This is a genomic window from Pseudomonas sp. GW821-FHT11D10, assembly GCF_058808435.1.
Map to the genome: position 1 here is coordinate 56,702 of NZ_JBXARR010000006.1, position 24,722 is coordinate 81,423.

General features: G+C 62.0%; 20 protein-coding genes. 6 read left to right on the top strand and 14 right to left on the bottom strand.

All coding sequences use genetic code 11. From position 1 onward, the window contains the following. Positions 1–56: 56 nt before the first annotated feature. Both AC1RT4_RS18605 and AC1RT4_RS18610 read right to left on the bottom strand, forming a co-directional pair. Complete coding sequence (locus AC1RT4_RS18605) at positions 57–1,070, bottom strand: ABC transporter substrate-binding protein (protein WP_493086892.1); 1,014 nt, start codon at positions 1,068–1,070, stop codon at positions 57–59. 103 nt (positions 1,071–1,173) lie between these two features. Then, positions 1,174–2,064: a LysR family transcriptional regulator gene (locus AC1RT4_RS18610; RefSeq protein WP_493086894.1), complete on the bottom strand. Its 891-nt coding sequence runs from the start codon at positions 2,062–2,064 to the stop codon at positions 1,174–1,176. 127 nt (positions 2,065–2,191) lie between these two features. Between AC1RT4_RS18610 and AC1RT4_RS18615 the strand changes: the two genes are divergently transcribed. Beyond that, positions 2,192–2,635 carry a GFA family protein gene (locus AC1RT4_RS18615; RefSeq protein ID WP_493086896.1) on the top strand — a complete coding sequence of 148 codons (444 nt, stop codon included), beginning with the start codon at positions 2,192–2,194 and terminating at the stop codon, positions 2,633–2,635. Here AC1RT4_RS18615 and AC1RT4_RS18620 read toward each other — a convergent pair. Beyond that, positions 2,616–3,647, bottom strand: a complete 1,032-nt coding sequence (locus AC1RT4_RS18620; RefSeq protein WP_493086898.1) for a sterol desaturase family protein — start codon at positions 3,645–3,647, stop codon at positions 2,616–2,618. The genes AC1RT4_RS18615 and AC1RT4_RS18620 overlap by 20 nt on opposite strands. 287 nt (positions 3,648–3,934) lie before the next feature. Here AC1RT4_RS18620 and AC1RT4_RS18625 point away from each other — a divergent pair, with 287 nt between their 5' ends. After that, the gene (locus tag AC1RT4_RS18625; RefSeq protein ID WP_493086900.1) at positions 3,935–6,145 is read left to right on the top strand and encodes an LTA synthase family protein; all 2,211 of its coding nucleotides are present in this window, start codon (positions 3,935–3,937) and stop codon (positions 6,143–6,145) included. A 49-nt stretch (positions 6,146–6,194) separates the two neighbouring features. Here AC1RT4_RS18625 and AC1RT4_RS18630 read toward each other — a convergent pair whose 3' ends face one another. After that, positions 6,195–8,231 (bottom strand): TonB-dependent receptor, encoded by a 2,037-nt coding sequence (locus AC1RT4_RS18630; RefSeq protein WP_493086902.1) that lies wholly within the window; start codon positions 8,229–8,231, stop codon positions 6,195–6,197. 326 nt (positions 8,232–8,557) lie between these two features. On the opposite strand from AC1RT4_RS18630, the gene katG reads away from it, so the two are divergent. Next, positions 8,558–10,825, top strand: coding sequence for a catalase/peroxidase HPI (katG, locus tag AC1RT4_RS18635; protein ID WP_493086904.1), 2,268 nt, complete (start codon positions 8,558–8,560; stop codon positions 10,823–10,825). Positions 10,826–10,892: 67 nt separating this feature from the next. On the opposite strand, the gene pepN is transcribed toward katG, so the two are convergent. From pepN to AC1RT4_RS18665, 6 genes are read right to left on the bottom strand one after another with little or no spacing between them, the layout of a single operon-like run. Next, complete coding sequence (pepN, locus tag AC1RT4_RS18640; protein ID WP_493086906.1) at positions 10,893–13,550, bottom strand: aminopeptidase N; 2,658 nt, start codon at positions 13,548–13,550, stop codon at positions 10,893–10,895. Positions 13,551–13,560: 10 nt separating this feature from the next. Continuing rightward, positions 13,561–14,391, bottom strand: coding sequence for a DUF2797 domain-containing protein (locus AC1RT4_RS18645; RefSeq protein WP_493086909.1), 831 nt, complete (start codon positions 14,389–14,391; stop codon positions 13,561–13,563). Then, complete coding sequence (locus AC1RT4_RS18650) at positions 14,388–14,648, bottom strand: YeaC family protein (protein ID WP_007956913.1); 261 nt, start codon at positions 14,646–14,648, stop codon at positions 14,388–14,390. Before AC1RT4_RS18650 ends, AC1RT4_RS18645 begins: the two co-directional genes overlap by 4 nt. Positions 14,649–14,678: 30 nt before the next feature. Continuing rightward, a complete protein-coding gene (locus tag AC1RT4_RS18655) occupies positions 14,679–15,548 on the bottom strand; it encodes a rhomboid family intramembrane serine protease (protein WP_127797704.1) in 870 nt (289 codons plus the stop codon). Next, entirely contained in the window at positions 15,545–16,519 is a 975-nt protein-coding gene (locus AC1RT4_RS18660; RefSeq protein WP_169432621.1) for a metallophosphoesterase, read from the bottom strand. The genes AC1RT4_RS18655 and AC1RT4_RS18660 overlap by 4 nt, the downstream gene beginning before the upstream one ends. Then, positions 16,516–17,406 (bottom strand): NAD(+) kinase, encoded by an 891-nt coding sequence (locus AC1RT4_RS18665; RefSeq protein ID WP_007956919.1) that lies wholly within the window; start codon positions 17,404–17,406, stop codon positions 16,516–16,518. The genes AC1RT4_RS18660 and AC1RT4_RS18665 overlap by 4 nt, the downstream gene beginning before the upstream one ends. Before the next feature lie 115 nt (positions 17,407–17,521). Between AC1RT4_RS18665 and AC1RT4_RS18670 the strand changes: the two genes are divergently transcribed. Beyond that, the gene (locus tag AC1RT4_RS18670) at positions 17,522–18,472 is read left to right on the top strand and encodes a DUF1853 family protein (RefSeq protein ID WP_085608954.1); all 951 of its coding nucleotides are present in this window, start codon (positions 17,522–17,524) and stop codon (positions 18,470–18,472) included. On the opposite strand, the gene AC1RT4_RS18675 is transcribed toward AC1RT4_RS18670, so the two are convergent. Further along, positions 18,469–19,752 (bottom strand): arsenic transporter, encoded by a 1,284-nt coding sequence (locus tag AC1RT4_RS18675; protein ID WP_493086912.1) that lies wholly within the window; start codon positions 19,750–19,752, stop codon positions 18,469–18,471. The two genes, AC1RT4_RS18670 and AC1RT4_RS18675, sit on opposite strands and share 4 nt — an antisense overlap. A 101-nt stretch (positions 19,753–19,853) precedes the next feature. Further along, a complete protein-coding gene (locus AC1RT4_RS18680) occupies positions 19,854–20,411 on the bottom strand; it encodes an NADPH-dependent FMN reductase (protein WP_007956924.1) in 558 nt (185 codons plus the stop codon). A 185-nt stretch (positions 20,412–20,596) separates the two neighbouring features. On the opposite strand from AC1RT4_RS18680, the gene AC1RT4_RS18685 reads away from it, so the two are divergent. Together AC1RT4_RS18685 and AC1RT4_RS18690 are read left to right on the top strand one after the other, a co-directional pair. Continuing rightward, the gene (locus AC1RT4_RS18685) at positions 20,597–20,833 is read left to right on the top strand and encodes a hypothetical protein (RefSeq protein ID WP_007956926.1); all 237 of its coding nucleotides are present in this window, start codon (positions 20,597–20,599) and stop codon (positions 20,831–20,833) included. Between the two features lie 85 nt (positions 20,834–20,918). Beyond that, positions 20,919–21,812, top strand: coding sequence for a LysR family transcriptional regulator (locus tag AC1RT4_RS18690; protein ID WP_230737260.1), 894 nt, complete (start codon positions 20,919–20,921; stop codon positions 21,810–21,812). Here the strand turns inward: AC1RT4_RS18690 and AC1RT4_RS18695 are convergent. Both AC1RT4_RS18695 and AC1RT4_RS18700 read right to left on the bottom strand, forming a co-directional pair. Further along, positions 21,778–22,392, bottom strand: a complete 615-nt coding sequence (locus AC1RT4_RS18695) for a GNAT family N-acetyltransferase (RefSeq protein ID WP_262160261.1) — start codon at positions 22,390–22,392, stop codon at positions 21,778–21,780. The two genes, AC1RT4_RS18690 and AC1RT4_RS18695, sit on opposite strands and share 35 nt — an antisense overlap. A 14-nt stretch (positions 22,393–22,406) precedes the next feature. After that, positions 22,407–24,662 carry an Orn/Lys/Arg family decarboxylase gene (locus tag AC1RT4_RS18700; protein WP_493086916.1) on the bottom strand — a complete coding sequence of 752 codons (2,256 nt, stop codon included), beginning with the start codon at positions 24,660–24,662 and terminating at the stop codon, positions 22,407–22,409. Between the last annotated feature and the right edge of the window lie 60 nt (positions 24,663–24,722).

The window sequence follows — 24,722 nt, forward strand, 5'->3', positions numbered from 1 at the left end:
AAAAGTCCGCCCGTCAGCACAGGCTGCCGGGCGGACTGTTCACAAATGACGACTGTTCAACTCCCCGCCCCGCCATGCGCCTCTTCAAAGAAATAATCCTTCCAGCTGTCCGCCTTGTTTTTCAGCACGCCCAACTCCTGCAATTTCTCTGCATAGATAAAGGTGCGCTGCGGCACCACGGTGAAATCGATTTCCGGGTCGGTGACGATTTTCTCAACCAGCGCCAGCGGCAGTTTCGACTGCTCGACACGGATATAGGCCTGGGCTGCCGCAGGCTTGTCGGCCTTGATGATCTTCTCGGCCTCGGCCAATGCGTCGTAGAACGCCTTGTAGGTTTTCGGGTTTTCGTCGTGGAATTTTTCAGTGGTGTAGAGCACGTTGAACGTGGCCTGGCCGCCGAGCACGTCGTAGGAACTGAGCACTTTATGCACGTTGGGATTCTGCAACGCCTGGTACTGGAACGGCGGGCTGGAGAAATGCGCGTTGATTTCCGAGCCGCCGGCGATCAACGCGGCCGTGGCATCGGGGTGCGGCAGGCTGACGGAGATGTCGTCGAATTTCTTGTACTGGTCATTGCCGAATTCTTTGGCCGTTTCGATCTGCAGCGTGCGTGACTGGAAGCCCACGCCCGCCGCCGGAACGGCGATGCGATCCCTGTCGCTGAAGTCCTTGAGGGTTTTCACGTTCGGGTTATTGGTCAGCAGGTAGTTGGGCATCGAGCCCAGCGAAGCGATGGCCTTGACGTTCTGCTTGCCCTTGGTGCGATCCCACACGGTGAGCATCGGCGGCACGCCGGCCGAGACCACGTCCAGCGATCCGGTGAGCAGCGCTTCGTTCATGGCGGTGGCGCCGGAAATGCTGTTCCAGTCGACCTTGATGTCGAGCCCTTGGGCTTTACCGTGCTTCTCGATCAAGTGCTGATCGCGCACCACATCCAGAATCAGATAACCGATACCGAATTGCTGGGCGATGCTGATCTTGCCTTCGGCTTGAGCGGTATTGCCGAGCAGCGAACCAGCCAGCGAAGCCGCCAGCAGCGTCAGTGCAGAACGTTTGAACGGTAGGGCCATGACAACCTCGCAGGGATTTACAGGGAAATCTGTGAGGCCGGACTCTATCGCTATAAAAAACGAAATTTAAATACCGTTATCGCATATTGATATCACCTGAATGTCAGCCTTCCAGATACACCTGCAAGTCCGCGCCCAAGCCATCGAACACCGCAGAAACCCGCTGCACCCGGCGCATGTCCTGATGCATGGCGATCCACACATCCACCGTAAAATCCACGAACTCGGGCAGGACTCGGACCAAGCCCTGACGCTGGGCCAGTTGCCGGGAACTCACGCCAATCCCCAGCCCCGCGCGCAACGCCGCCCATTGCGCCAGATGATCATCGGTGCGGATCGCCGTGTGCTCGGCTGAACAATCGAAGCCACGTTCGCGCAGAAACTCGATCTCGCCTGCATGGCGATCCGGGCCGATCAGCGAAAAACGGCGCAAGTCCTCCGGCGTTTCGGGCACGCCCTGCTCCGCCAGCAATTCGGGTGTGGCGTACAGGCCGACGTGCAGATCGCCGACCTTGCGCGCCACCACCGAAGCTTCGCTCGGGCGGCGGATGCGCACGGCGACGTCGGCCTCTTGCTGTGAGAGGGTTTGCAGACGATTCGACACGTTCAGTTCCAGCGCCAATTGCGGGTGCTGCTGACGCAGGCGGCGCAACATCGGCGGGAGGATCTCGACGCCCAACAGCTTGCCGGCCGTCAGGCGCACGGTGCCGCCGGTTTGCGCCACGTCGGCGGAAGCAGCGCGGTTGAAGGCGTTGGCGGCCAGGGCCATGGCTTCCACGTGGCCGATCAACTCCCTGGCGGTCTCGGTCGGCAACAGTCCCGACGGCGAGCGAATGAACAGACTGACACCGACGCTCTGCTCCAGCGCCTCGATCCGCCGTCGCGCCGTGGCCTGGGCGATTCCCAGCAAGCGCGCGGCGCCCGACAGACTGCCGGTGCGCAGTACCGCGAGAAAGGCGCGCTGGGTTTCCCATTGAAGTTGTGGAGCGTTCATACATTTCCTGTGAGCGGTTGGGCAGTTTTGGCCGATGTTCATTCACCGGGGTCTGCGGCATGCTGCGCGAGCATACCGCACGGGCCTTGCGCCCGGCATCGAACCCGCAGTTGAAGGAGCCTTGCCCATGACACTCACCGGCCAATGTCGCTGCAGTGCCGTCCGCTATCAGTTGAACACCGACGTGCCGCCGGCGATCTACGCCTGCCATTGCACGGATTGCCAGACCTGGAGCGGCAGCGCCTTTGCCCTGCACGCCCTGCTGCCCGCCGACGCCCTGACGCTGAGCGGACCGCTGACCACTTACGCCTATGACCTCAATGGCCAGCACGCCGAACATCAGGTGTGCAGCGTCTGCCACACGCGTCTGTGCAACACCACAACGGCCGCGCCGGGGATGAAAGTGCTGCGCGCCGGCACGCTCGATGAAAGTCGCTCACTGCAACCGATGGCGCACATCTGGGTCAGTCACAAACAGCCTTGGATGACGCTGCCCGAGGAGTTGCCAAGCTGGCCGCAGAGCCCGACCCCGCAGGCCTTCGGCGAAGTCCTCATGGCGTACGCTGGTTGAACCGGGTTCTGAGCCCGTCAGCGTTCGACGACAAGCGCTTCGCGGTGTCCACGAACGGCGTGACGATCAGGCTGTACAGCGTCAGATAACGTGTGCGGTCTTGCTCGCCCGTGCCGAAGCGCAGGACTTCGGGCTTTGAAGTGGTGACGTACAGCGTGCCGAACAGCCAGTCCCACAGTGACAGATTGATCGCGAAGTTCTTGTTGAAATGTCGCGGGGCGTCGCTGTGGTGGATCTGGTGCTGGGCCGGGCTGTTGAGTACATGTTCGACCGCCGGCCCGAACGACAGCCAGACATGGCTGTGCCGCAGATTGGAACCCAGGCTGTTGATGATCAGCACCAGCCACGTCACGCCGAACAGCGTATAGCGGCTGACCTCGCCGCCGCAGGCGTACCAGACCACTCCGGCAAACGCGCCGAGGCCGGCGGTGATGACGATTCGTTCAACGATCGATTCGACAATGTGAATCCGGCTGGCGGTGGCCGGCACCAGCACCGGCGCCGAATGGTGAACCTTGTGAAATTCCCACAGATAGCGGGAGTGGAAGGCGCGGTGAATCCAGTAATGCAGAAAATCCCTGAACAGGAACACACCCAGTCCGTAGAACAGCGCGATCATCGGGTGATCCGGCACTTGCTCGCGCGCGCCCCAGAGCTGAGTGAAAAACTGTGCGTAGTCGCCCGAACGCAGAATATGCGGATCGACGAGGCCGACCACGGGCAACACCAGCGTCACCCGAAGAATCGCCTTGATGAAGTAATAACGGTAATCCAGCCAGGCCGAACGATGCCCGTGGACACGCCCGCCGCCGACAAATTGCCAGAAGGATCGGGCCTGCGTCAGATGTCGGGATTTTCGGTGGCGATAAAGGCCGTAAGCCACGCCATAGGACGTGAGCAGAAACACCACACCAAGGCGACCGTTCAAATCGAACAGGCCAAGGAACTGCTCGATGACCGGATCGATCACCCAGCGGCTGAGCTGCGCAAAGAGTTGCGTGAGGACATCCACGGAGCTTGATCTCCATCAGAGGTCGCGCATTGTAAATCGCACTGGTTCGCAAATGCAGCACGAACGGATCAAAGGCCGGTTAAACAGCCTGAAACAATAAAACCGCCGCCGCGCTCGGGGCGGAAAACCGCTAGGACGGTCGCCGATCAAGGCCCCAGCTCATCCGGGAGGCTAACAGCGCCCTCCGGGACCCGATCACCCAGCCGTTTAAAAAGGCGATCAGACAGCCCACCCTTGGTATCATCGCCCACACTTTTATGACGATTTGATGGCTGGAAGGTCTTTTTGTGAGCGCTCTTTTTCAACTGTTGCGGCGCCTGGATGCCCGTCTTCTTTCTCTGGTTTTCCTGGTACTGATCGTGCCGGTGTGCCTGCGGGCGGCACTTGGCTGGTCGAGCCTGTTCGGTTATCTGTCGGATCTGGCCATCGGCAGTCTGCTGGTGGTGCTGTTGCATCGTCGCCCCTGGTGGCTGGCGCTGCCGGTGCTGCTGTTCTGGGGACTGCTGGCGGTGGCGACCGCTGAACTGGTCAGCGCGGTCGGCCGCCTGCCGACCGTGGCAGACCTGCATTACCTGATCGACCCGCAGTTCGTCGAAAACTCCACCGGCGGCGGTTTCGCCCACCCCGGCGTGGCGGTTGCGCTGCTGGTGGCTCTGGCCTTGTGGTTGCTGAGTCATTGGGCTCGACGCGCGACAACCGCCCCGGCTCTGCCCCGCGCAGCCTGGGCGACGCCGATTCTGCTGTTCTCCGCATACTGGGGCGCGCAGCACCTGAACCCGAGCGATGCCGACCCGTGGCGTCTGTACAACCTGCCGCACCAACTGTTGGCCGCGCAGGTCGCCGACGTGCAGATGCAGGCTGAAGAATGGCTGGACGGCGACACTCAAGTCGCTCCCCCTCCGATGGCCGGGCTCACCGATGTCGATCTGAACGGTCACCCGTTGCTGGCCGCCAAGGGCCAGGCGCGCAATGTGCTGATCGTTGCCCTCGAAGGCATTCCCGGCGCCTACATCGGCGCCAATCGCCGGGCCATCGGCAGCCATTATCAGGAAGACCTGATGCCCAACCTCAGCCGCTGGGCCGAGCGCGGCATGAACACCCCGGATTACGTGCTGCACACCCACCAGACCATTCGCGGTCTGTACGCCATGCTCTGCGGCGATTACGACAAGCTCGACAACGGCACGCCCAAAGGCGTGGAAATGCTGACCCAGCACGAGCGCAATCAGGCCTGTCTGCCGGCGCAATTGCGTCAGCACGGTTTTGCCACGCATTACCTGCAAGGCGCAGGGCTGCGGTTCATGGCCAAAGACAAGATCATGCCGCACATCGGTTTCGATGCGACCCATGGCCTGGAGTGGTTCACCAACGCCAACTACCTTGAATTCCCGTGGGGCAAGGATGACAAGGCGTTCTTTGAAGGCGCGCTGAAATACGTCGGCGACCTGAAAAAGCAGAAACAGCCGTGGATGCTCACGCTGCTGACCGTCGGCACTCACCAGCCCTACTCCGCGCCCGAGGACTACCTGCAACGCTACGACACGCCGAAGCAGGCCGCCGTCGGTTATCTGGACGATGCGCTGGAACAGTTTCTCAGCGGCCTCGAACGCCAGGGCGTGCTGAAGGACACGCTGGTGGTGATCACCTCGGACGAATCCCACGGCATCGACGGTGTCCGCCTCGCGTCGTCCTGGGGCTTCAACCTGACCCTCGCGCCGGAGCAGGCGCAACTGCCGCGCCTGAACGCCGGGGTCTACGGTCACGTCGATCTGAGCGCGTCGATTCTGGATTACTTCGACTTTCCGGTGCCCTCCGCCCTCAGCGGTCGCTCGCTGTTTCGCGATTACGATTCGGGCCGCGAAATCATGTCGTTCACCAACGGCAAGCTGCGCTATCACGACGGTCGCGGCCTACTGACCGAATGCGACATGCCGCGCCGATGCCGCAATTACGCCAGCGAAGGCTTCATTGCCGAAAGCGCCACGTTCAAGGGCAACGCCAGCGGCCAGAATGCCCGGGACATCGCCGCCCGCGCCTCCGCCCTGGATCTGTCGCTGCTGCGCACCCCGCTGAACCAGCGCTATCAGTTCGGCAGCGCCAACGTCATCCCGCTGCAAGCGCAGATCAAGGACGACTGGGCCGACAACCTGATCGGCGCGCAATACCTGGAGATGCCAAAAGGCTCCCACACCCGCGTACGCCTGACCGTGCGCTCGGTCGATCCGCAGCAGGCGGCGTACATTCAGCTCAAGGCCAAGGAGTTCGAGCAAGACGTGCAGTTGGGCCTGCCGACCGAGATGGTCGCCACGGCGGATCAGCCGCTGGAGATGGATTTCAGTTTCGACAACCCGCAACCGCGCAAGGCGTTCTCGTTTCACTTGTTGGGGTATGGCCTGGGCGCCGTGGAAGTCAGTGATTTCAGCGTGATCACCGAACTGCCGGGGCAACAGGATCTGCTGGACGAGATCCCGGAAGAAGACACCGCTCAATCGAGTTGAGATCAACGCCAGCGTCGCAACGACGCTGGCGCCCGTCCGGTGTGAACGATCAGAACGTGGTGCGCAGACCGACCTGAATGCTGCGCCCTTCTGCCGGCGCAATATCCCGCAGGATCGAGCTGGCATAACGCACGGTCTGGTTGGTCAGGTTTTCCGCGTTGACGAAGGCCAGCCATTTGCTCTGGCCAACATCAAAGTGATAACCCACATTCGCCCCCAGCATGGTGTAGCCGTCGGTGCTGCTTTCGTTGTCCGGCACCCGGTGCTGGGAACTGGCGTGTTCCACATCGATGCGCGCCTGCCAGCGATCCAGCTCCCACAACAGACCGGTGTTCAACCGCAGCGGTGCGATGCGCGGCAGGTCCTGGCCGTTGTCGAGGTTTTTGGCGCGGGTGTAATCCCCCGACAGCTCCAGCGCAAACTTGCCGTAGGCGTTTTCGCCCAGCGTCCAGCGATCCTGCGCTTCGATACCGCTGAAGCGCGCCCGCACGCCGGAGTAGGTGTATTCGGGGATGCCGTCGGCGTCCTCCTCCCCTTCGTCATTCAGCGTGCGCCCTGTCCCGAGCAGGCCGATGTAGTTGGAGAAATGGCTATAGAAGACGCCGACGCTGCCCTTGTGCGTACCGTTGTCGAAACGCAGGGCCAGGTCGCTGGAGACGGCTTTCTCTTTCGACAGCCCCGCATCCCCGACTTCATAAGTGCCGGTGGCAACGTGGGCGCCGTTGGCGTAAAGCTCATAGAACGTCGGCGCGCGTTCCGTGTATCCGAGCGTGGCGGCGATCGACCAGACCGGCGTCAGCGTGTACACCGCACCGGACGAGAGGCTGCCGGCGGTGAAACTGCTGGAGCGATCGGCATTGGCGAAACGCTCATTGCCTTTGGCGTCCGGGTCGACGGTGGTGTGTTCCAGGCGTCCGCCGAGGGTGAACAGCAGACGATCCGTGGCTTGCAGCTCTTCGAGAATGAACAGTGCACCGGCGTCGGTATCGGTGTGCGGCACGAAGGCTTCTTCACCCAGCGCCGAGAATTCGTTGCGACTGACTTGCGCGCCAATCACCCCGTTGAACGGCCCCAGCGGCTGATGCCGGGCCTCGACCCGCGCCTCGTAGCCCTTGTTCTTGAACGTGGTGCCGACCTCGCCGCCCTCGATTTCCCGGTGCTGGTAATCGGTGTAGCCGGCATCGAATTTGACCGAGCTGAACGGGCCGTCGAGGTTGCGGATTTCCGAGGCGAACGCGTAGTGCTCCTGCTCCATGCGGATGCGCACATCGTCTTCGGCCGGCGAGCCGTAGTTGGAGTCGTAATTGCTGTACGAGAGCCCCGCGTAACCGTCATCCCAGGTGTACGACCCGCCCACCGCACCGCCGTCCTGGCGACCGTCGCTGTTGGCCAGCCGATGTTTCTTCGAATCGCCATCGTCGTTCGCCCGTTCACGACCGGTCTTGGCGTAGCCGGGAATCTTCAGGTCATTAAATTCGCGGGCGCTGGCGTCCAGGTGCAAGGCGAACTGACCGTTACCGGCTTCGAGTTTGCCGGCGCTGCTGCGGGTGGTGTCGGCGCCGCCGTAGCGCAACTCACCGGCACCGTGAATGCCTTCGATGGCTTCGGTCGGGATGCGGTTGTCGAAAGTGTTGACCACCCCGCCGATGGCGCTGCCGCCGTACAGCAAGGCCGCCGGACCACGGACGATTTCGATGCGTTCGACGTTGACCGGGTCCAGCGGCACCGCGTGATCGTAGGACAGCGACGAGGCGTCCAGCGCGCCGACGCCGTTGCGCAGGATGCGAATGCGATCGCCGTCCTGCCCGCGAATGATCGGGCGACTGGCACCCGGGCCGAAGTAGGACGACGACACGCCCGGCTGCTTGTTCAGGGTTTCGCCGAGGCTGCCCTTTTGCTGCAGCGTCAGGTCATCGCCGCTCAACACGGTCGAGGGCGAGGCCAGGGTCTGAATGCCCAGCGGATTGCCGGTGATGACTTGCGGTTGCAGCTCCAGCGGGTGGGCGGCGAATGCGGGCGAGGCGATCAGCAGCGCCGAGGCCATGAGCGTCAGGCGGGGTTGGAAGGTGTGGAAACGGGAAGGCATTTCAGAAATCCGTCAGGCAGAAAAGTGAGGATCGATGCCGGCGCTACAGAGGGTGTGTTGCCGGCATCGATCAGATGAAATCATTTTTATGTTATACAATAACATTTCCAATGGCCATCACGTTTCTTCCACAAAATTGCAAACCATCGCTCAAGCACGGGCATTTCAGCGCCCTTCCCGGCATACGCTCCCGGCCCGTCGCGTAAGAGACTGCGCCTATCACGCACCAATAGTCGGCCTATTAGCTGACTCGTCGAGTCGGGTCTAGCCTTACTACTCCGAAGTCGGCACGAGCCGGCCGCAGAAGACCTGATAAGGACCCGAACATGGCAAATGAATCGAAATGCCCGTTCAATCACGCCGCCGGCGGTGGCACGACGAACCGCGATTGGTGGCCGAATCAACTGAACCTGAAAATCCTGAGTCAGCACTCGCCCGCATCCGATCCGCTGGGCAAGGACTTCGACTACGCCAAGGCTTTCAAAAGCCTGGATTTCCAGGCCCTCAAACGCGATCTGACGGCGCTGATGACCGACTCCCAGGAGTGGTGGCCAGCGGACTTCGGCCACTACGGCCCGCTCTTCATCCGCATGGCCTGGCACAGCGCCGGCACCTATCGCACCGCTGATGGCCGTGGCGGCGCCGGCTCCGGCCAGCAACGCTTCGCCCCGCTCAACAGCTGGCCGGACAACGTCAGCCTCGACAAGGCCCGCCGCCTGCTGTGGCCGATCAAGCAGAAATATGGCCGCAACATTTCCTGGGCCGACCTGATCGTTCTCACCGGCAACGTCGCGCTGGAGTCGATGGGCTTCAAGACCTTCGGTTTCTCCGGTGGCCGCGCGGACGTCTGGGAGCCGGATGAAGACGTGTACTGGGGCTCGGAAAACAAATGGCTGGGCGGCGACAACCGCTACGGCAAGGATCCGGAATCCATGCAGCCGCCAGGCGAAGGCACACTGGTCGCGGAACCCGCCGAACACGGTAATGAGGAAAGCCGCACCAACCAGGGCGAACGCAACCTCGAGAACCCGCTCGCCGCCGTGCAGATGGGCCTGATCTACGTGAACCCGGAAGGTCCGGAAGGCAATCCCGACCCGGTGGCCTCGGCCAAGGACATCCGCGAAACCTTCGGCCGCATGGCCATGAACGACGAGGAAACCGTCGCCCTGATCGCCGGCGGCCACGCCTTCGGCAAGACCCACGGCGCAGGCCCCGCCGATAACGTCGGCCCGGAACCGGAAGCCGCCGGCCTCGAAGAACAAGGCCTGGGCTGGAAAAGCACCTTCGGCACCGGCAAGGGCGCCGATACCATCACCAGCGGCCTGGAAGTGACCTGGACCACCACCCCGACCAAGTGGAGCAACAACTACCTGGAAAACCTGTTCGGCTTCGAGTGGGAACTGACCAAGAGCCCGGCCGGTGCCCATCAGTGGAAACCGAAAAACGGCGCCGGGGCCGGCACCATTCCCCACGCCCACGACCCGAACAAACGCATCGACCCGACCATGCTCACCTCCGACCTGGCCCTGCGTTTCGACCCGGCCTACGAGAAGATTTCGCGGCGCTTCCTGGCAAATCCCGATCAACTGGCGGACGCCTTCGCTCGCGCCTGGTACAAACTGATTCACCGCGACATGGGCCCGCTGTCACGTTATCTCGGCCCGGAATTGCCCCAGGAAGAACTGCTGTGGCAAGACCCGATTCCCGAGGCCAAGCATCCACTGGTGGACGACAGCGATATCAGGGCGCTGAAAGGCAAAGTACTCGCGTCGGGGCTGTCCGTTTCGGAACTGGTCTCCACTGCGTGGGCGGCCGCATCGACCTTCCGCGGTTCGGACAAACGTGGCGGCGCCAATGGCGGGCGTCTGCGTCTGGCACCGCAAAAGTTCTGGCAGGCCAACCAGCCGGAGCAACTGGACAAGGTGCTGAAAGTCCTCGAAGGCATTCAGAACGAGTTCAACGCCGGGGCGGCAGGCAAGCAAGTCTCGCTGGCGGACCTGATCGTGCTGGCCGGTAATGCCGGGGTCGAACAAGCGGCGAAAAACGCCGGGCACACGGTGACAGTGCCGTTCAATCCAGGGCGCACGGACGCCACTCAGGAGCAAACCGACGTCGAGTCGTTCGGTTTCCTTGAACCGCACACCGACGGCTTCCGCAACTACGCCGCCAGCACCTATCGCGTACCGGCGGAGGCGTTGCTGATCGACAAGGCGCAACTGCTGACCCTTTCGGCACCGGAATTGACCGTGTTGATCGGCGGCCTGCGGGTGCTGGACACCAACGTCGGCAAGACAAAGCACGGGGTGTTTACCGACAAACCCGGTTCACTGACCAACGACTTCTTCCGCAACCTGCTGGACATGGGCGTGGAATGGAAACCGACGTCCAAAACCGAGTTCGAAGGTCGCGACCGCAAGACGGGCAGCGTGAAATGGACGGCGACCCGGGTCGATCTGGTGTTCGGTTCCAACGCGGTACTGCGGGCGCTGGCCGAGGTGTATGCCAGCTCCGATGCGAAGGAACAGTTCGTCACCGACTTCGTTGCTGCGTGGGCGAAGGTGATGGATCTGGATCGATTTGATTTGCGCCAATAAGCCTTTTTCATCCACCCACAAAAAACGCCGCTCATTGAGCGGCGTTTTTCATTGCCCTGAGACAGAGTCAGGCAAGGCTTTTGCTGACTACTTCATACACATCACTGGACAGCTGCCCCGAAGCCAGAATCCGCTCCAGCTCCGCCTTCATCAGCGCCTGACGAGCGCCGTCATACTTGCGCCAGCGCGTCAGCGGCGCCAATTGACGCGAAGCGATCTGCGGGTTGAAGCCGTTCAGCTCGATCACCAGATCCGCGAGGAAGCGATAACCCGAACCATCCGCCGCATGGAAGTTGATCAGGTTCTGCCCGGCAAAAGCACCGACCAGCGCGCGCACCTTGTTCGGGTTCTTGATGTTGAACGCCGGGTGCTGCATCAGCGCTTTCACGCGTTCCAGACCGCCCGGCAACGTGCTGCCGGCCTGCACGCTGAACCACTGATCCATGACCAGCGGATTGTCCTTGAAGTGCTCGGCGAAACTGGCCAGCGCGGTCGCTTTCTGCTCGTCGAACGGCGAGTTGACCAGCACCGCCAGCGCGGTCAGGCGTTCGGTCATGTTGTCGCAGCTGTCGAACTGTTCCAGCGTTGCCGCCAGCACTTCCGGCTTGCCGCTGAGCATCAGGTACGACAGCGCGATGTTCTGCAACGCGCGACGGGCGAAGTGCTCGGCCTCGGCCACGTACGGAGTCTTTTTCGACAGGTCGCGGTTGGCCTGATAACGCAGCCACAGCGCCTCGAACAGGTTGTCCGCCAGTTGCTGACGGGCGAACTCGCGGGCGGTGTGGATCGCGTCGACGTCGGCGACTTCGCTGATTTCGGTCAGGTACGCTTCGCTTGGCAGCGAAAGCATTTCCGCGACCATCGCCTGATCCAGCGACTCATCCGACAGCACGGTGCTCAGCGCGGAAACCAGACGTGAGTCGAGCACCAGGCTTTCGCCCTTCTGCTGCTGGCCGATCAATTCCTGAAGCACCTGCACCGACAGTTGCTGGCCGGCATCCCAGCGGTTGAAACCGTCGCTGTCGTGCTGCATCAGGAACATCAACTGATCGCGGTTGTACGGGAAGCTCAGTTTCACCGGCGCCGAGAAGCCACGCAGCAAGGATGGCAGCGGTTGTTCGGCGATATCGACGAAGGTGAAAGTCTGCTCGGCTTCGGTCACCGAGATCACTCGGGTGGTGCCCTGGGCCGAGGCTTCGCCGGCCAGACGCAGGGCGATCTCGTTGCCCTGGCGGTCGAGCAGGCCCAGCTCCACCGGTATCACGAACGGCAGCTTTTCAACCTTGTCCGGGGTTTCCGGGCAGCTCTGACGGAAGGTCAGGCTGTAGGTTTTCGCTGCGGCGTCGTAAGACTCGCTCACCGCCAGACGCGGTGTGCCGGCCTGGCTGTACCAGCGCTTGAACTGGGTCAGATCGACGCCGTTGGCATCTTCCATGGCCTTGATGAAATCGTCGCAGGTCACGGCCTGGCCGTCATGACGTTCAAAGTACAGGTCGCTGCCCTTGCGGAAACCTTCGGCGCCCAGCAGGGTGTGGATCATGCCGACCACTTCCGAGCCCTTTTCGTACACGGTCAGGGTGTAGAAGTTGGAAATTTCGATGAAGCTGTCCGGGCGCACCGCGTGGGCCATCGGGCCGGCATCTTCGGCGAACTGGTGGGTACGCAGATACGCCACGTCCTGAATGCGCTTGACCGTGGCCGAGTTCATGTCGGCGGAGAAGCCGGAATCGCGGAAGACGGTGAAGCCTTCTTTGAGCGACAGCTGGAACCAGTCACGGCAGGTCACGCGGTTGCCCGACCAGTTGTGGAAGTATTCGTGAGCGACGATCGCTTCAACGCGCTGGTGTGCGGCGTCGGTGGCGGTTTCGGCGCGGGCCAGCACGGCGCTGGAGTTGAAGATGTTGAGGCCCTTGTTCTCCATGGCGCCCATGTTGAAGTCGTTCACGGCGACGATCATGAAGATGTCCAGATCGTACTCGCGACCGTAGACCTCTTCGTCCCAGCGCATCGACTTCTTCAGGCTGTTCATGGCGTGCTGGCACTTGTCGATGTTTTCCGGCTCGACGTAAATGCGCAGCGCCACGTTGCGATCGGTCATGGTGGTGAAAGAGTCTTCAACGCACCACAAGTCACCGGCCACCAGCGCAAACAGATAGGCCGGTTTCATGAACGGGTCTTCCCAGGTCGCCCAGTGCCGGCCGTCTTCGCCGGGGCCGCTGGCGATCGGGTTGCCGTTGGACAGCAACACCGGATAGCTGTGCTGCTCGGCGACCACGGTGGTGGTGAATTTGCTCATCACGTCCGGGCGGTCGAGGTAATAGGTGATCTTGCGGAAGCCTTCGGCCTCGCACTGGGTGCAGAACATCGTGCCGGACTTGTACAGGCCTTCCAGTGCGGTGTTGGTTTCCGGGTGGATCTTGACGCTGGTGTCGACCGTGAAGGTTTCGCTGGCCGGTTGCAGGGTCAGGTGGTTTTCAGTGAGCTGGTAGTCGTCAGCGCTCAGTTCCTGGTCTGCCAGGGTCACCGAGAGCAATTCCAGCTGCTGGCCATCGAGCACCAGCGGCGGCAGGCCCGGGCCACGGGCCGGGTTGCGGCGCATCACCAGTTGCGCGTGGACCAGACTGTGGTCCTCGAACAACTCGAAGGTCAGGTGTGTTTCATCGATCAGGTACTCGGGCGCCTGATAGTCCTTCAGGTAAATCATCTTCGGTTGTTCGGTGCGCATGCTGAAGTCCTTATTGATGCACGGCGAGCTGATAGGCCGTGTACTTGCGAATGTTGATCACGCCGGTGTCGAAGATCAGGTACTGGCCCTTGATCCCCAGCAGCGTGCCTTCGGCAATCGGGTTCTTGTCCAGGTTGAAGCTGACGATCTTGGCCGGGTACTGCTCGACCGGGTAACGGATTTCCAGCGGCTCGACGTCGGTGACCGGCTGAATCGCCTGCAGACCGAAACGTTCCTGCAAGCCTTGCAGGCCTTCGGCGCAGCTGTCGAACAACTGATCGCGCACCTGCGCCAGATCCACCGCCGCCGCATCGCCCTTGAGCAAGGCGCGCCAGTTGGTCTTGTCGGCCACCTGACTGCGGAACAGGTCTTCGACGAACCCCGATTGCTGCCGCGTGGAAACGCGCATGATCGGCAACGCCTGACTGGCGCCCTGATCGAGCCAGCGGGTCGGTAACTGGGTGGCGCGGGTGATGCCGACCTTGATCCCCGACGAATTGGCCAGGTAAACGACGTGGTCGGTCATGCAGAATTTCTCGCCCCACTCAGGCTCCCGGCAGGTGCCGGCCTCGAAGTGGCAGCGCTCCGGGCTCATGATGCAGATGTCGCACTGGGCCAGTTTGGTCATGCACGGGTAGCAATAACCCTGACTGAAACTGGTCTTGGTCTTGCGCCCGCAATGGATGCAGTGAATCGCCCCCAGGTATTCCAGACGCACCGTCGTGCCGATCAACGGGTTGACCGGCACCTCGACGTCATCCAGACGAAACGCGTACTGCACGTTCGGCCCGTCCAGGCGCGCCGACATTTTGCTGATTGCACCGCGGCCGATCTCGATCAATGGATGGCGTCCGACTTGAACAGGATGTTCGGCACTTCGATCGACTTCGACGCACACTCCTGCGGGCCCATGTAACCGGTGCGCTCTTCCTCGGGCAGGTTCTGCATTTCCCAGGCGATCATCGCCTGCAACGACAGTTCACGCTGTTCGGCGGTGAGTTTGCCACCGTCCGACCATTTGCCGATCTCTACGGCCAGTTTCAGGCTCTGGTAGATATCCGGGGTGATGTTCTTGATCAAATCGTTAAAAGAGGACATCAGGGTCTCCGTGCTCTTTATTCAAAAAATTCAGGCGGCCAGTTTACGGCGGTTGTACAAACCGCCCAACAAACCGGTGAAGCATCCGATGAGTAACCCGCCGACGTGGGCGGCGTTGGCGATTTCGCCGAAACCGATCATCGAGATCAGCCCGGACATGCACACCAGCAACCACACCAGCATCATCACCAGCACGCCGCGCGGCAGGCGATAGGCCGGGTTCGGCGCCAGCAGCTGGAAAATCCAGCAGTGACCGAGCAATCCGTAAAGTACGCCGGACAGGCCGCCGAACAGGCTCGGGCCGCCCCACGCGAACTGCGCATAATTGGAAACGAGGCCGAACAGCAGCGTCAGGCCGATCAGGTTGACGCTGCCCTGGCGCGACTCGATGCGCCGCCCCAGCTCCCAGTACCACATGCCGTTCATGGCCAGGTGCAGGATGCCGAAGTGAATCAGCATCGGCGTAAACAGGCGCCACCACTGCCCCGCCGCCAGGCTGTCGGCCAGCGGTGTGAAGTGGATGTAGTCGCCAACCACGCGGAAATCGAGGAAGGTCAGCCAGCGCATCGTCTCGAGGTTATCGCCGAGAAAGGTCAACCCGCCGACGATCAGGCTCAGCAGCAGAATGAACCCGGTGGCTTTGGCATGTTTCAGTTGCTCGGCAAAGCTCGGGCGCTTGAATGTCGGCGCCGCCGGAATTTCCAGTTGCTGATCCGGGTCGCCCGCCGGGAAACGCTCGTACAGCGAACGTACGTCGTCGCTGATTTCCGAGGGCACCCACAACACCTGCTCGCCCGCCTCTTCACTGACCCGATGAGGCACTTGCATGCGTTGCAGCAGTTTGACGAAACCACTCAGGTCCGCCGCCAACGGCACACGCAAGACGGCTATGGCACTCATCGCAGCACCTCCGGCCGCTCGACGTCGACCCAGACAAATTTATGCGGATCGAGGCGGGTTTCCTGATCCAGACGATAGGCCACCAGTTTTCCGTACAGCACCGCGCTGTAATCCAGGCACGCGAGGTTCGGCCGGATCGGTGCCGGTTTGCCGCTGCGCCAATAGTGGCCGACGAACAGCAAGGGCTCATCGACGCCGTAGCGCAGCAGGGAATTCTTTTCGCTGGAGGTCAGCGGCTTTTGTGCCACCGGTTCCGGCAATGCATCGGGCTGGAACACGATGTCGCCGTAGGTTTGCGGATCGTCCTCCCAGAACTTGGTGCGGAAAAACGAACGCACCAGGCCGTCGCCGCTGGTCATGGTCAGGCCATCCGGCAGGCGCATGTCGGTGCCGCGCAGCAGGCGATCGAACACGGTGCAGGCGAAACTGCCCGGCACCGCCGAGGCCTGGAGGAAGTGTTCGTCGATGCAGCCATCGGGGAACAGCGCGCGCAGCGGCTCGATCAGGCCGGCATCCCAGCAGGCATGCACCACGCGGAAACGTCCGGCATCGACGAACAGCGGCAGTTGGTAGAACCATTGCTGGAAGTCGTGCCAGTCGCCGGGATGGTCTTCGAACTGGGTCAGGGTTTCATGCAGCAGACGGGCATGGCGCGGCGTGTGTTCACGGACGAACTGCTTGCCGCTGCCCGGAGGCGCCGGAGTGCTCCAGCCGAGGGCGTTGAATTCGTGGTTGCCCATGATGCACAACGCCTGACCGGCCTCGACCATGTCGTGGACGATGTGCAGCGCCTCGCGAATCCGCGGGCCACGGTCGATGATGTCGCCGACAAACACGGCCATGCGCGATGGATGCCGCCAGACCCCGCCCTGCTTGTGGTAACCGAGACGGTCCAGCAGGTGTTCCAGGGTCAGGGCGCATCCGTGCACGTCACCAATCAGGTCATAACTGCGCGCGGGATCGAGCATCAGTCGCCTCCACCACCCAACTTGCTGCCCCAGCCGAGCTTGGTGCGGCAGACTTCGTAGTAGTTGTGGTCGAGCGGATGGATCAGCCGCAGCTTCTGCGCTTTCTTGCTGACGGTAATGGTGTCGCCCGGCGCGCAGGTGAAATGGTTCTGCCCGTCGCAGGAGACTTGCGGGTAGATCTGCATATCTTTGGACACGACGATTTTCAGCTCACTGTTGCCATCGACCACGATCGGTCTGCCCGACAAGGTATGGGGGTACATCGGCACAATCACAATAGCGTCAAGCTTGGGATGCATGATCGGGCCGCCGGCGGACAGTGCGTACGCGGTGGAACCGGTCGGGGTCGACACGATCAGGCCGTCGGCCTTCTGGCTGCAGACGAACTGGCCGTCGATGTACAGCTCGAACTCGATCATCCGCGTCGATTTGCCCGGGTGCAGCACCACGTCGTTCAGCGCATCGCCCTGGCCGATGGCCTCGGCGTGGCGGCGGACTTCGGCTTGCAGCAGGAAGCGGTTTTCCACCAGATAATGGCCGTCGAGCACTTCGGCGACCTTGATTTCCAGCTCGTCGGGGCGGATGTCGGTGAGAAAGCCGAGGCTGCCACGGTTGATCCCGAGCACCGGAATATTGTGTTTGGCCAGTGCCCGTGCCGCGCCGAGCAGGCTGCCGTCACCGCCGACCACGATGACCATGTCGCAGACTTCGCCGAGCATCTTGCGCGACGAGGTTTGCAGGCCATGGCCCGGCAGAACTTCGGCGATGGTGTCTTCGAGAATCACATGCAGGTGACGATCGAGCAGGAAGCGTTTCAGTCGGCGGACGGTATCCAGCACCTGGGAGCTGCCCAGGCGACCGATGATGCCGATATTACGAAATTGCTCCATGGGACTCCTGCGGGGGACTGAGACGGCGAAAAGCACGATTATGGGCGAAAGCGCCGGATAGACAAAACCCTTTCAGCCCCGAGGATGCACCGGTGTTTGAGGCTATGCTCGCAAGATGATCCTATTTCCCGATTTGCTGCAGTTGCCCCACCAGTTACGCCACCCCGAGGTGCGCGATCTGGCGTGGGTGATCCTCGCCCCGCCGATGCTTGCCGCTACCCCGTGGCCGCAGCGCCATCCACTGGCGGGCAGCGACTGGGTCAGTGACCCCGAGCGCCTGGAACATTGGCTGCGCCAGCTCGACCGCGACAGTTACGGCCTGCTGCACTGGCTGTCCCAGGCCCGCACCCGGCGCCTGGGCCTGTATTACGAGCGGTTGTGGCAATTTGCGGTGGAGCACGCGCCGGGCATCGAACTGATCGCCGCCAACCTGCCGATCCGTCGCGAAGGCCACACCCTCGGCGAGCTGGACATGCTGCTGCGCGACCGCGACGGCGTGCATCACCTGGAACTGGCGATCAAGCTCTACCTCGGCCCGCAGAACGGCGACGGTCATGATCCGGCCTCATGGCTGGGACCGGGTTGTCATGATCGGCTGGATCGCAAACTGGCGCATTTGAGCGAGCATCAACTGCCAATCTCCGCGCGCCCGGAAAGCCGCGAAGTGCTGGCGGCGCTGGATGTCGGGTCGTTCAGTGCGCAATTGTGGCTTGGCGGGTATCTGTTGTATCCGTGGCCCGGTCAGTCCGTGCCGCCCAGCGGCGCCCACCCGCAGCATTTGCGCGGCAGCTGGCTGCATCAGAAAGACTGGCCGGCGTTTGTCGCCCAGCGCCCGGACGGACGCTGGCAACCCCTGCCCCGCCACGCCTGGCTGGCGCCGGCGCACTATCCAGCGGACCAGACCTGGAGCAACGGACACTTGCAGGCATGGCTCGATGAACTCGAACCGCTGGCCCCGGCGCAACTGATGGTGCGCCTGACTGAAAATGCCAGGGGCGAGTGGGAAGAAGCCGAGCGGCTGTTTCTGGTGTCGGATCTGTGGCCAAACGTGCCGGGGCAGAATTAAACCGACAGCCGCACCGCCAGTGCGGCCAGCGTCACCAGCAACACCGGCACCGTCAACACGATCCCGACCTTGAAGTAATACCCCCAGCCGATCTTGATGTTCTTGCGCTCCAGCACATGCAGCCAGAGCAAGGTCGCGAGACTGCCGATCGGGGTAATTTTCGGCCCCAGGTCGCTGCCGATCACGTTGGCGTAGATCATCGCTTCCTTCACCACACCGCTGGCCTGGCTGGCATCGATCGACAGCAACCCGACCAGCACCGTCGGCAAGTTGTTCATGATCGATGACAGCAAGGCCGTCAGCACCCCGGTGCCCATCGCCGCGCCCCACACGCCGTGACCGGCAAACACATCGAGCCACCCGGCCAGATAATCGGTGAGCCCGGCATTGCGCAGACCGTAGACCACCAGGTACATGCCCAGCGAGAAAATCACGATCTGCCACGGCGCCTCTTTCATCACCTTGCGCGTGGAGATCTTGTGCCCGCGCGCGGCAATCGCCAGCAACAACGCCGCGCACACCGCCGAGATCGCGCTGATCGGAATCCCCAGCGGTTCCAGCGCGAAACAGCCGATCAACAGAATCAGCAACACCACCCACCCGGCATAGAACGTGGCCTTGTCGTGAATGGCGGTTTCCGGGTGCTCAAGCTGTTCCGGGTCGTAACTCTTGGGAATGTCACGGCGGAAGAACCACAGCAACATGCCCAGCGTGGCCGCGACGCTGACGAAGTTGACCGGCACCATCACCGCCGCATAGCGGTTGAAACCGATGTGGAAAAAGTCGGCCGAGACGATGTTCACCAGGTTCGACACCACCAGCGGCAGGCTCGCGGTGTCGGCAATGAACCCCGCGCCCATGACGAACGCCAGGGTCGCCGCCGGGGAAAAGCGCAAAGCCAGCAGCATCGAAATCACGATCGGCGTGAGGATCAGCGCGGCGCCGTCATTGGCGAACAGCGCCGACACCAGCGCGCCGAGCAGCACCATGAAGGCAAACAGCTTGCGCCCGCTGCCCCGCCCCCAACGTGCTACGTGCAACGCGGCCCAGGCGAAAAACCCGGCTTCGTCGAGCAGCAGACTGATGATGATCAGCGCTACAAACGTGCCGGTGGCGTTCCAGATGATCTGCCACACCAGCGGGATGTCGCTCAGGTGCACCACACCGAAAATCAGCGCGATGATGGCGCCGAACGTTGCACTCCAGCCGACCCCGAGGCCTTTGGGTTGCCAGATCACCAGGGTAATGGTCAGCAGGAAAATCAGTGACGCAGCGAGCATTCGCGACAGCCTTAAATAAAAGGGAAAGAATCAGACCACACAAAAAAACCTGTGGAAGCCAGCCCCCACAGGTTCGTTATCGTGTCAGAAATATTGCCAGATCACTTCTTGTGCTGCGCCACCCACTCACCAAAGGCATTGATGAAACTTTGCAGGAACGGCTTCACCGACTCGTTCAGCTTGCCCGCCTCATCGAACGCCGTGCCCGCGCCGCCCAGGTAGGCTTCCGGCTGCTGCATGCACGGCACGTTGAGGAAAACAAAGGACTGACGCAGATGCTGGTTGGCGCCGAAACCGCCGATGGCACCCGGCGAAACGCTGATCACCGCACCCGGCTTGCCGCTCCAGACACTCTTGCCGTAAGGCCGCGAACCGACGTCGATCGCGTTCTTCAAAGGCGCCGGCACCGAGCGGTTGTACTCCGGGGTGACAAACAGCAGAGCGTCGGATGAACCCACTTTTTGCCGGAAAGTGCTGTAGGCTGCCGGCGGTGAATCGCCGTCGATGTCTTCGTTGTAGAGTGGCAGATCGCCAATTTCGACAATGTTCAGCTTGAGATTGGCCGGTGCCAGTTCCGCCAGCGCCAGGGCGACCTTGCGGTTGATGGACGCCTTGCGCAGGCTGCCGACCACTACGGCGACGTTATAGACATTGCTCATTGGAAGACTCTCGACTGTCCGTGGGAGGAGCCAGTAGTTATAGATGATCCGACGACGATTCCACCAGACGCCGAACGTTATTTCCCGCGTCTGGAATATTTTTTTCCTGTAGGAAAACTTACCAAGCTCGATGACGGTCTACCAAGCCGCAAATCAAGCGTTTTATCTCCAGAGGTTCTAAGCAGATGGCAGCAGTACTCGTCGGTCAGTTCCATGCAAGAGATGCGGAAGGCCGCGTTTATTCCGTGCATGAGTTCCAGGAATCCAACCCGTCGGCAGACGGTTTCACCGGCACGGAGCCCGTTACCACCTACAAACTGGCGATTGGCGACCGCGTCAACAAGATCGACGACAACGAGTTTTTGCTGGTTCAGTCGGGCATCACCCTGATCCGCGAACCCGAGCCATCGGTCGCTTCATAACCGATCGTTATGAGCAGAAGTCATCCGCGCCGAGTTGGGGTAGGATTCAGCCACTGACCCCAACGGCCGGACATGGACTTCACGCATGCGTTTACGTCATATCGAAGTGATTCAGGCGCTATTGCAGACCGGTCACGTGGGCACCGCCGCCGAATGGCTGCAACTTCCGGCGCCCGAGGTCGAGGAGCGTTTGCGCGAAGCCGAGAGTCAGCTCGGGTTCATGCTGTTCGCCAGCGTACGCGGACGACTTCAGCCAACCCCGGAGGCCCGGGCGCTGCAAGTCGAGATCGGCCACATCTATGAAGCACTGGAGCCGGTGCAACGGCTGGCCAGCAGCCTCAAGCAATACCTCGCCCCACCCCTGCGGATCATCGGCACCCCGCCGCTGGCCCAGCAACTGCTGCCACAAAGCCTTGCCGCCCTGCGCCGTCGCTTGCCCGACGTGCCCTGCACCCTGCTCAGCGAACCGACCCGCGACATCGTCCGCCACCTGCTGCTGCGCGACAGCGATCTGGGCCTGAGCCTGCACGATCCACAACATCCCGACATTGATTGCCAGCCACTGGCCCAGGGCAAATTGCAGTTGCTCGCACCCCATGGCTGGCTGCAACCGAAGCAGAAGTACATTTCCCTGCAGGATCTGGCCGGCCAGGCGATGGTCGGCCTCGAAGGCCAGGACCCGCTGAGCCCGGCCCTGGAAAACAAGCTCCAGGCCCTGCGCCCGGCGCCGACCATCCAGACCCGGGTGCAAACCCACCAGATGATGCGCAGCATGGTCGAGGCCGGCGAAGGGCTGGCGATCGTCGACCCGTTCACCGCCCTCGGCGCACGGGCGGGCGGTCTCGATGTCTGCCCGCTGTCGCCGGCGGTACCGATCAGCCTCTATGCCCTGACCTTCAAACACGCCACGCCGTCAGCGGCGATTCAGACGCTGCTCGGGATCGTCACGGAACAAGCCGAGGCGATGCTGGCGAACTGATCGGATTTTCCAGCGGGTTATCGAACAATCGATACCAGAACAACGCCACTTCGGCGGTGTTCGGATCGATGCCGCGATATCGCAGGTGGTCGATGCCGCCGATCACATACCCGCAACGCTCATACAGGCGGCAGGCGCCGAGGTTGTTGTTCTGGGTTTCCAGCATGATCCCCGGCAGCTTCTTCTTGCGGCTCCAGAACTGCGCCACGTCGAGCAAAGCCTTGGCCACACCATGGCGCCGCGCCGGAGCGTGCACCGCCAGTTCATCGATATGGGCGAAGCCGTTCCAGTTGGTGCTGATCACCAGATGACCGACCGGTTCGTCCTCCAGATACGCCATAAAGATCGCGCTGTCGGCGGCATCGCGAAAACTGCTGAACTCCTCCGGATCGATGCCGTAGCACTTGCGATACGGCACGATGGACGTCACGGCCCATTGCGCCACGGGCTTGCCGATTTCGGCCGCGCCGTAGGCGGCCACCTCGAAGCTGAAATCGCTGCCCCAGATATATTCGGCAAAACCCTCGTCGGCGACCCGCACCGACAGCCCTGGGTATTTCGGATTCATGACCGGTTGCATACTCGGAAAAGCCCTCATTCCTTGACGCAATCGACGGTGTATTGCCGCCCATTGCCCTCATCTTCGTGTTGCAGACCGTGCACATCGACCACGAACCCCGGAAACGTTGCGTCGAACGTGCGGGCAAACCTGAGGTATTCAATGATCGAGCGCGTGGATTCGGTAAAACGTTCGCCGGGCATGATCAGCGGAATCCCCGGCGGGTACGGCACCAGCATCACCGCCGCCACCCGGCCTTCCAACTCATCGATCGGCACCGCCTCGACTTCACCGCGCACCAGTTGATCGTAAGCGTGGGCCGGTTTCATGGCGATTTCCGGTAGCACGGTGTACATGCGCTTGAGGTGTTTGGCGGTGGCGTTGCTGCGATAGCAGGCGTGAAGCTGATCGCACAGATCGCGCAGGCCCATGCCGCGATAGCGCACAGGATCTTCCTGGGCGACACACTTGAGGCAGGTGTCGAGGCTGACGTTGGCGTCGTAGCTGCGCTTGAACTCCAACAGTTCGGTCAGCAGCGTGCTCCACTTGCCCTTGGTGATGCCCATGGAGAACAGCACCAGAAACGAATACAGACCGGTTTTCTCCACCACCAGCCCGCGCTCCCAGAGGAAGCGGCTGACCACTGCCGCCGGGATGCCCTTGTCGCTCAAAGCGCCGCCAGCGGTCAGGCCCGGCATGACCAGAGTGACCTTGATCGGGTCGAGCAGTACGTAGTCATCGCTGACCTCGCCGAACCCGTGCCAGTCCGCATCGGGCTTCAGCAGCCAGTCCTCGGTCTGTACCCGGTCGATACCCTCGACGCCCGGCGGCTGCCAGATCGAGAACCACCAATCGTCAGCGGCGATGTGCTGGCGCAGATTGGCCAGGGCCCGGCGAAAGCTCAGGGCTTCGTCGAAGGTTTCCTGCAACAGCGAGCGCCCAGCCGGTCCTTCCATCATCGCCGACGCCACGTCCAGCGAGGCGATGATGCTGTACTGCGGCGACGTCGAGATGTGCATCATGAACGCTTCGTTGAACCGGTCGCGATCCAGTTGCCGCGCGCCGCCGTCCTGCACATGAATCATCGACGCCTGACTGAACGCCGCCAGCAGCTTGTGGGTGGAATGGGTGGTGAACACCAGCGGACTGTCCTCGCTGCGCGAGGTGGCCATGCCGTATCGGCCGGCGAAGAATTCGTGAAACGCCGCATAGGCGTACCAGGCTTCGTCGAAATGCAGGACTTCGACGCTATTGCCCAGACTCTGCTTGATCAGCTCGGCGTTGTAGCAGAGGCCGTCGTAGGTCGAGTTGGTGATCACCGCCAGTTTGACTTTCGGCTCGCGGCCCTTGGTCAGCGGACTGGCGTCGATCTTGGCCTGGATCGATTCGCGACTGAATTCACTGAGCGGAATCGGGCCGATGATCCCCAGCTCATTGCGCTCCGGGCACAGGTACAGTGGAATCGCACCGGTCATGATGATCGCGTGCAACACCGACTTGTGACAGTTGCGATCCACCAGAACCAGATCATCGCGCCCGACCATCGAGTGCCAGACGATCTTGTTGGCGGTCGAGGTGCCATTGATCACGAAAAAGGTGTGATCGGCGCCGAAATTGCGCGCGGCTCGCGCTTCCGCCTCGGCGAGTGGCCCGGTGTGGTCGAGCAAGGAACCCAGCTCCGGCACCGACACCGACAAGTCCGAGCGCAGGGTGTTTTCTCCGAAGAACTGGTGAAACGCCTGCCCCACCGGGCTCTTGTGATAAGCCACCCCGCCGCCGTGGCCGGGAGTGTGCCAGGAATAGTTGGAATCAGCGGTGTGCTGCACCAGCGCCTTGAAGAATGGCGGCAACAGGCCGTCCAGATATTTACGCGCCGCCCGCGCCACTTGCCGGGCGAGAAACGGCACGGTGTCTTCGAACAGGTAGAGAATGCCGCGCAACTGATTGAGCTCGGCCATGGCATCGGCCGGGGCGTTTTCCAGGGTGACTTGCTCGCCGAGGGCGAAGATCGGCAGATCCGGCGCCCGCACCCGGGCCAGACCGATCAGTTCGGCCATGTTCTGCAACAGGTGGGAATTGGTGCTGGCGTCTTCGGCGGCGATCAGCATGCACGCCAGACCATGGTGGGTCGACGCCACCAGCCGGCCTTCGGTGTAGTCTGTGGCCGAAACGATACTGAAACCTTCCAGCTCCAGCTCTCGGGCGATTCCGCGGATGCGGTCACCGGCAACCGTGTCGGCCTTGATGTCGCGGTGGACGATCAATACCGGGAACTTCAGATCTTTGTACATGGGGCTCAGTGTCCTGAGGCGGCGGAGAGTGATCTGCCAATGTCCTCAGGGTAGAGGGTC

Excerpts from the sequence above, each read along its gene's own strand:
- AC1RT4_RS18605 (WP_493086892.1), bottom strand. The coding sequence starts at position 1,070 with ATGGCCCTACCGTTCAAACGTTCTGCACTGACGCTGCTGGCGGCTTCG.
- AC1RT4_RS18610 (WP_493086894.1), bottom strand. The coding sequence starts at position 2,064 with ATGAACGCTCCACAACTTCAATGGGAAACCCAGCGCGCCTTTCTCGCG.
- AC1RT4_RS18615 (WP_493086896.1), top strand. The coding sequence starts at position 2,192 with ATGACACTCACCGGCCAATGTCGCTGCAGTGCCGTCCGCTATCAGTTG.
- AC1RT4_RS18630 (WP_493086902.1), bottom strand. The coding sequence starts at position 8,231 with ATGCCTTCCCGTTTCCACACCTTCCAACCCCGCCTGACGCTCATGGCC.
- katG (WP_493086904.1), top strand. The coding sequence starts at position 8,558 with ATGGCAAATGAATCGAAATGCCCGTTCAATCACGCCGCCGGCGGTGGC.
- pepN (WP_493086906.1), bottom strand. The coding sequence starts at position 13,550 with ATGCGCACCGAACAACCGAAGATGATTTACCTGAAGGACTATCAGGCG.
- AC1RT4_RS18650 (WP_007956913.1), bottom strand. The coding sequence starts at position 14,648 with ATGTCCTCTTTTAACGATTTGATCAAGAACATCACCCCGGATATCTAC.
- AC1RT4_RS18655 (WP_127797704.1), bottom strand. The coding sequence starts at position 15,548 with ATGAGTGCCATAGCCGTCTTGCGTGTGCCGTTGGCGGCGGACCTGAGT.
- AC1RT4_RS18665 (WP_007956919.1), bottom strand. The coding sequence starts at position 17,406 with ATGGAGCAATTTCGTAATATCGGCATCATCGGTCGCCTGGGCAGCTCC.
- AC1RT4_RS18670 (WP_085608954.1), top strand. The coding sequence starts at position 17,522 with ATGATCCTATTTCCCGATTTGCTGCAGTTGCCCCACCAGTTACGCCAC.
- AC1RT4_RS18675 (WP_493086912.1), bottom strand. The coding sequence starts at position 19,752 with ATGCTCGCTGCGTCACTGATTTTCCTGCTGACCATTACCCTGGTGATC.
- AC1RT4_RS18680 (WP_007956924.1), bottom strand. The coding sequence starts at position 20,411 with ATGAGCAATGTCTATAACGTCGCCGTAGTGGTCGGCAGCCTGCGCAAG.
- AC1RT4_RS18685 (WP_007956926.1), top strand. The coding sequence starts at position 20,597 with ATGGCAGCAGTACTCGTCGGTCAGTTCCATGCAAGAGATGCGGAAGGC.
- AC1RT4_RS18690 (WP_230737260.1), top strand. The coding sequence starts at position 20,919 with ATGCGTTTACGTCATATCGAAGTGATTCAGGCGCTATTGCAGACCGGT.
- AC1RT4_RS18695 (WP_262160261.1), bottom strand. The coding sequence starts at position 22,392 with ATGCAACCGGTCATGAATCCGAAATACCCAGGGCTGTCGGTGCGGGTC.
- AC1RT4_RS18700 (WP_493086916.1), bottom strand. The coding sequence starts at position 24,662 with ATGTACAAAGATCTGAAGTTCCCGGTATTGATCGTCCACCGCGACATC.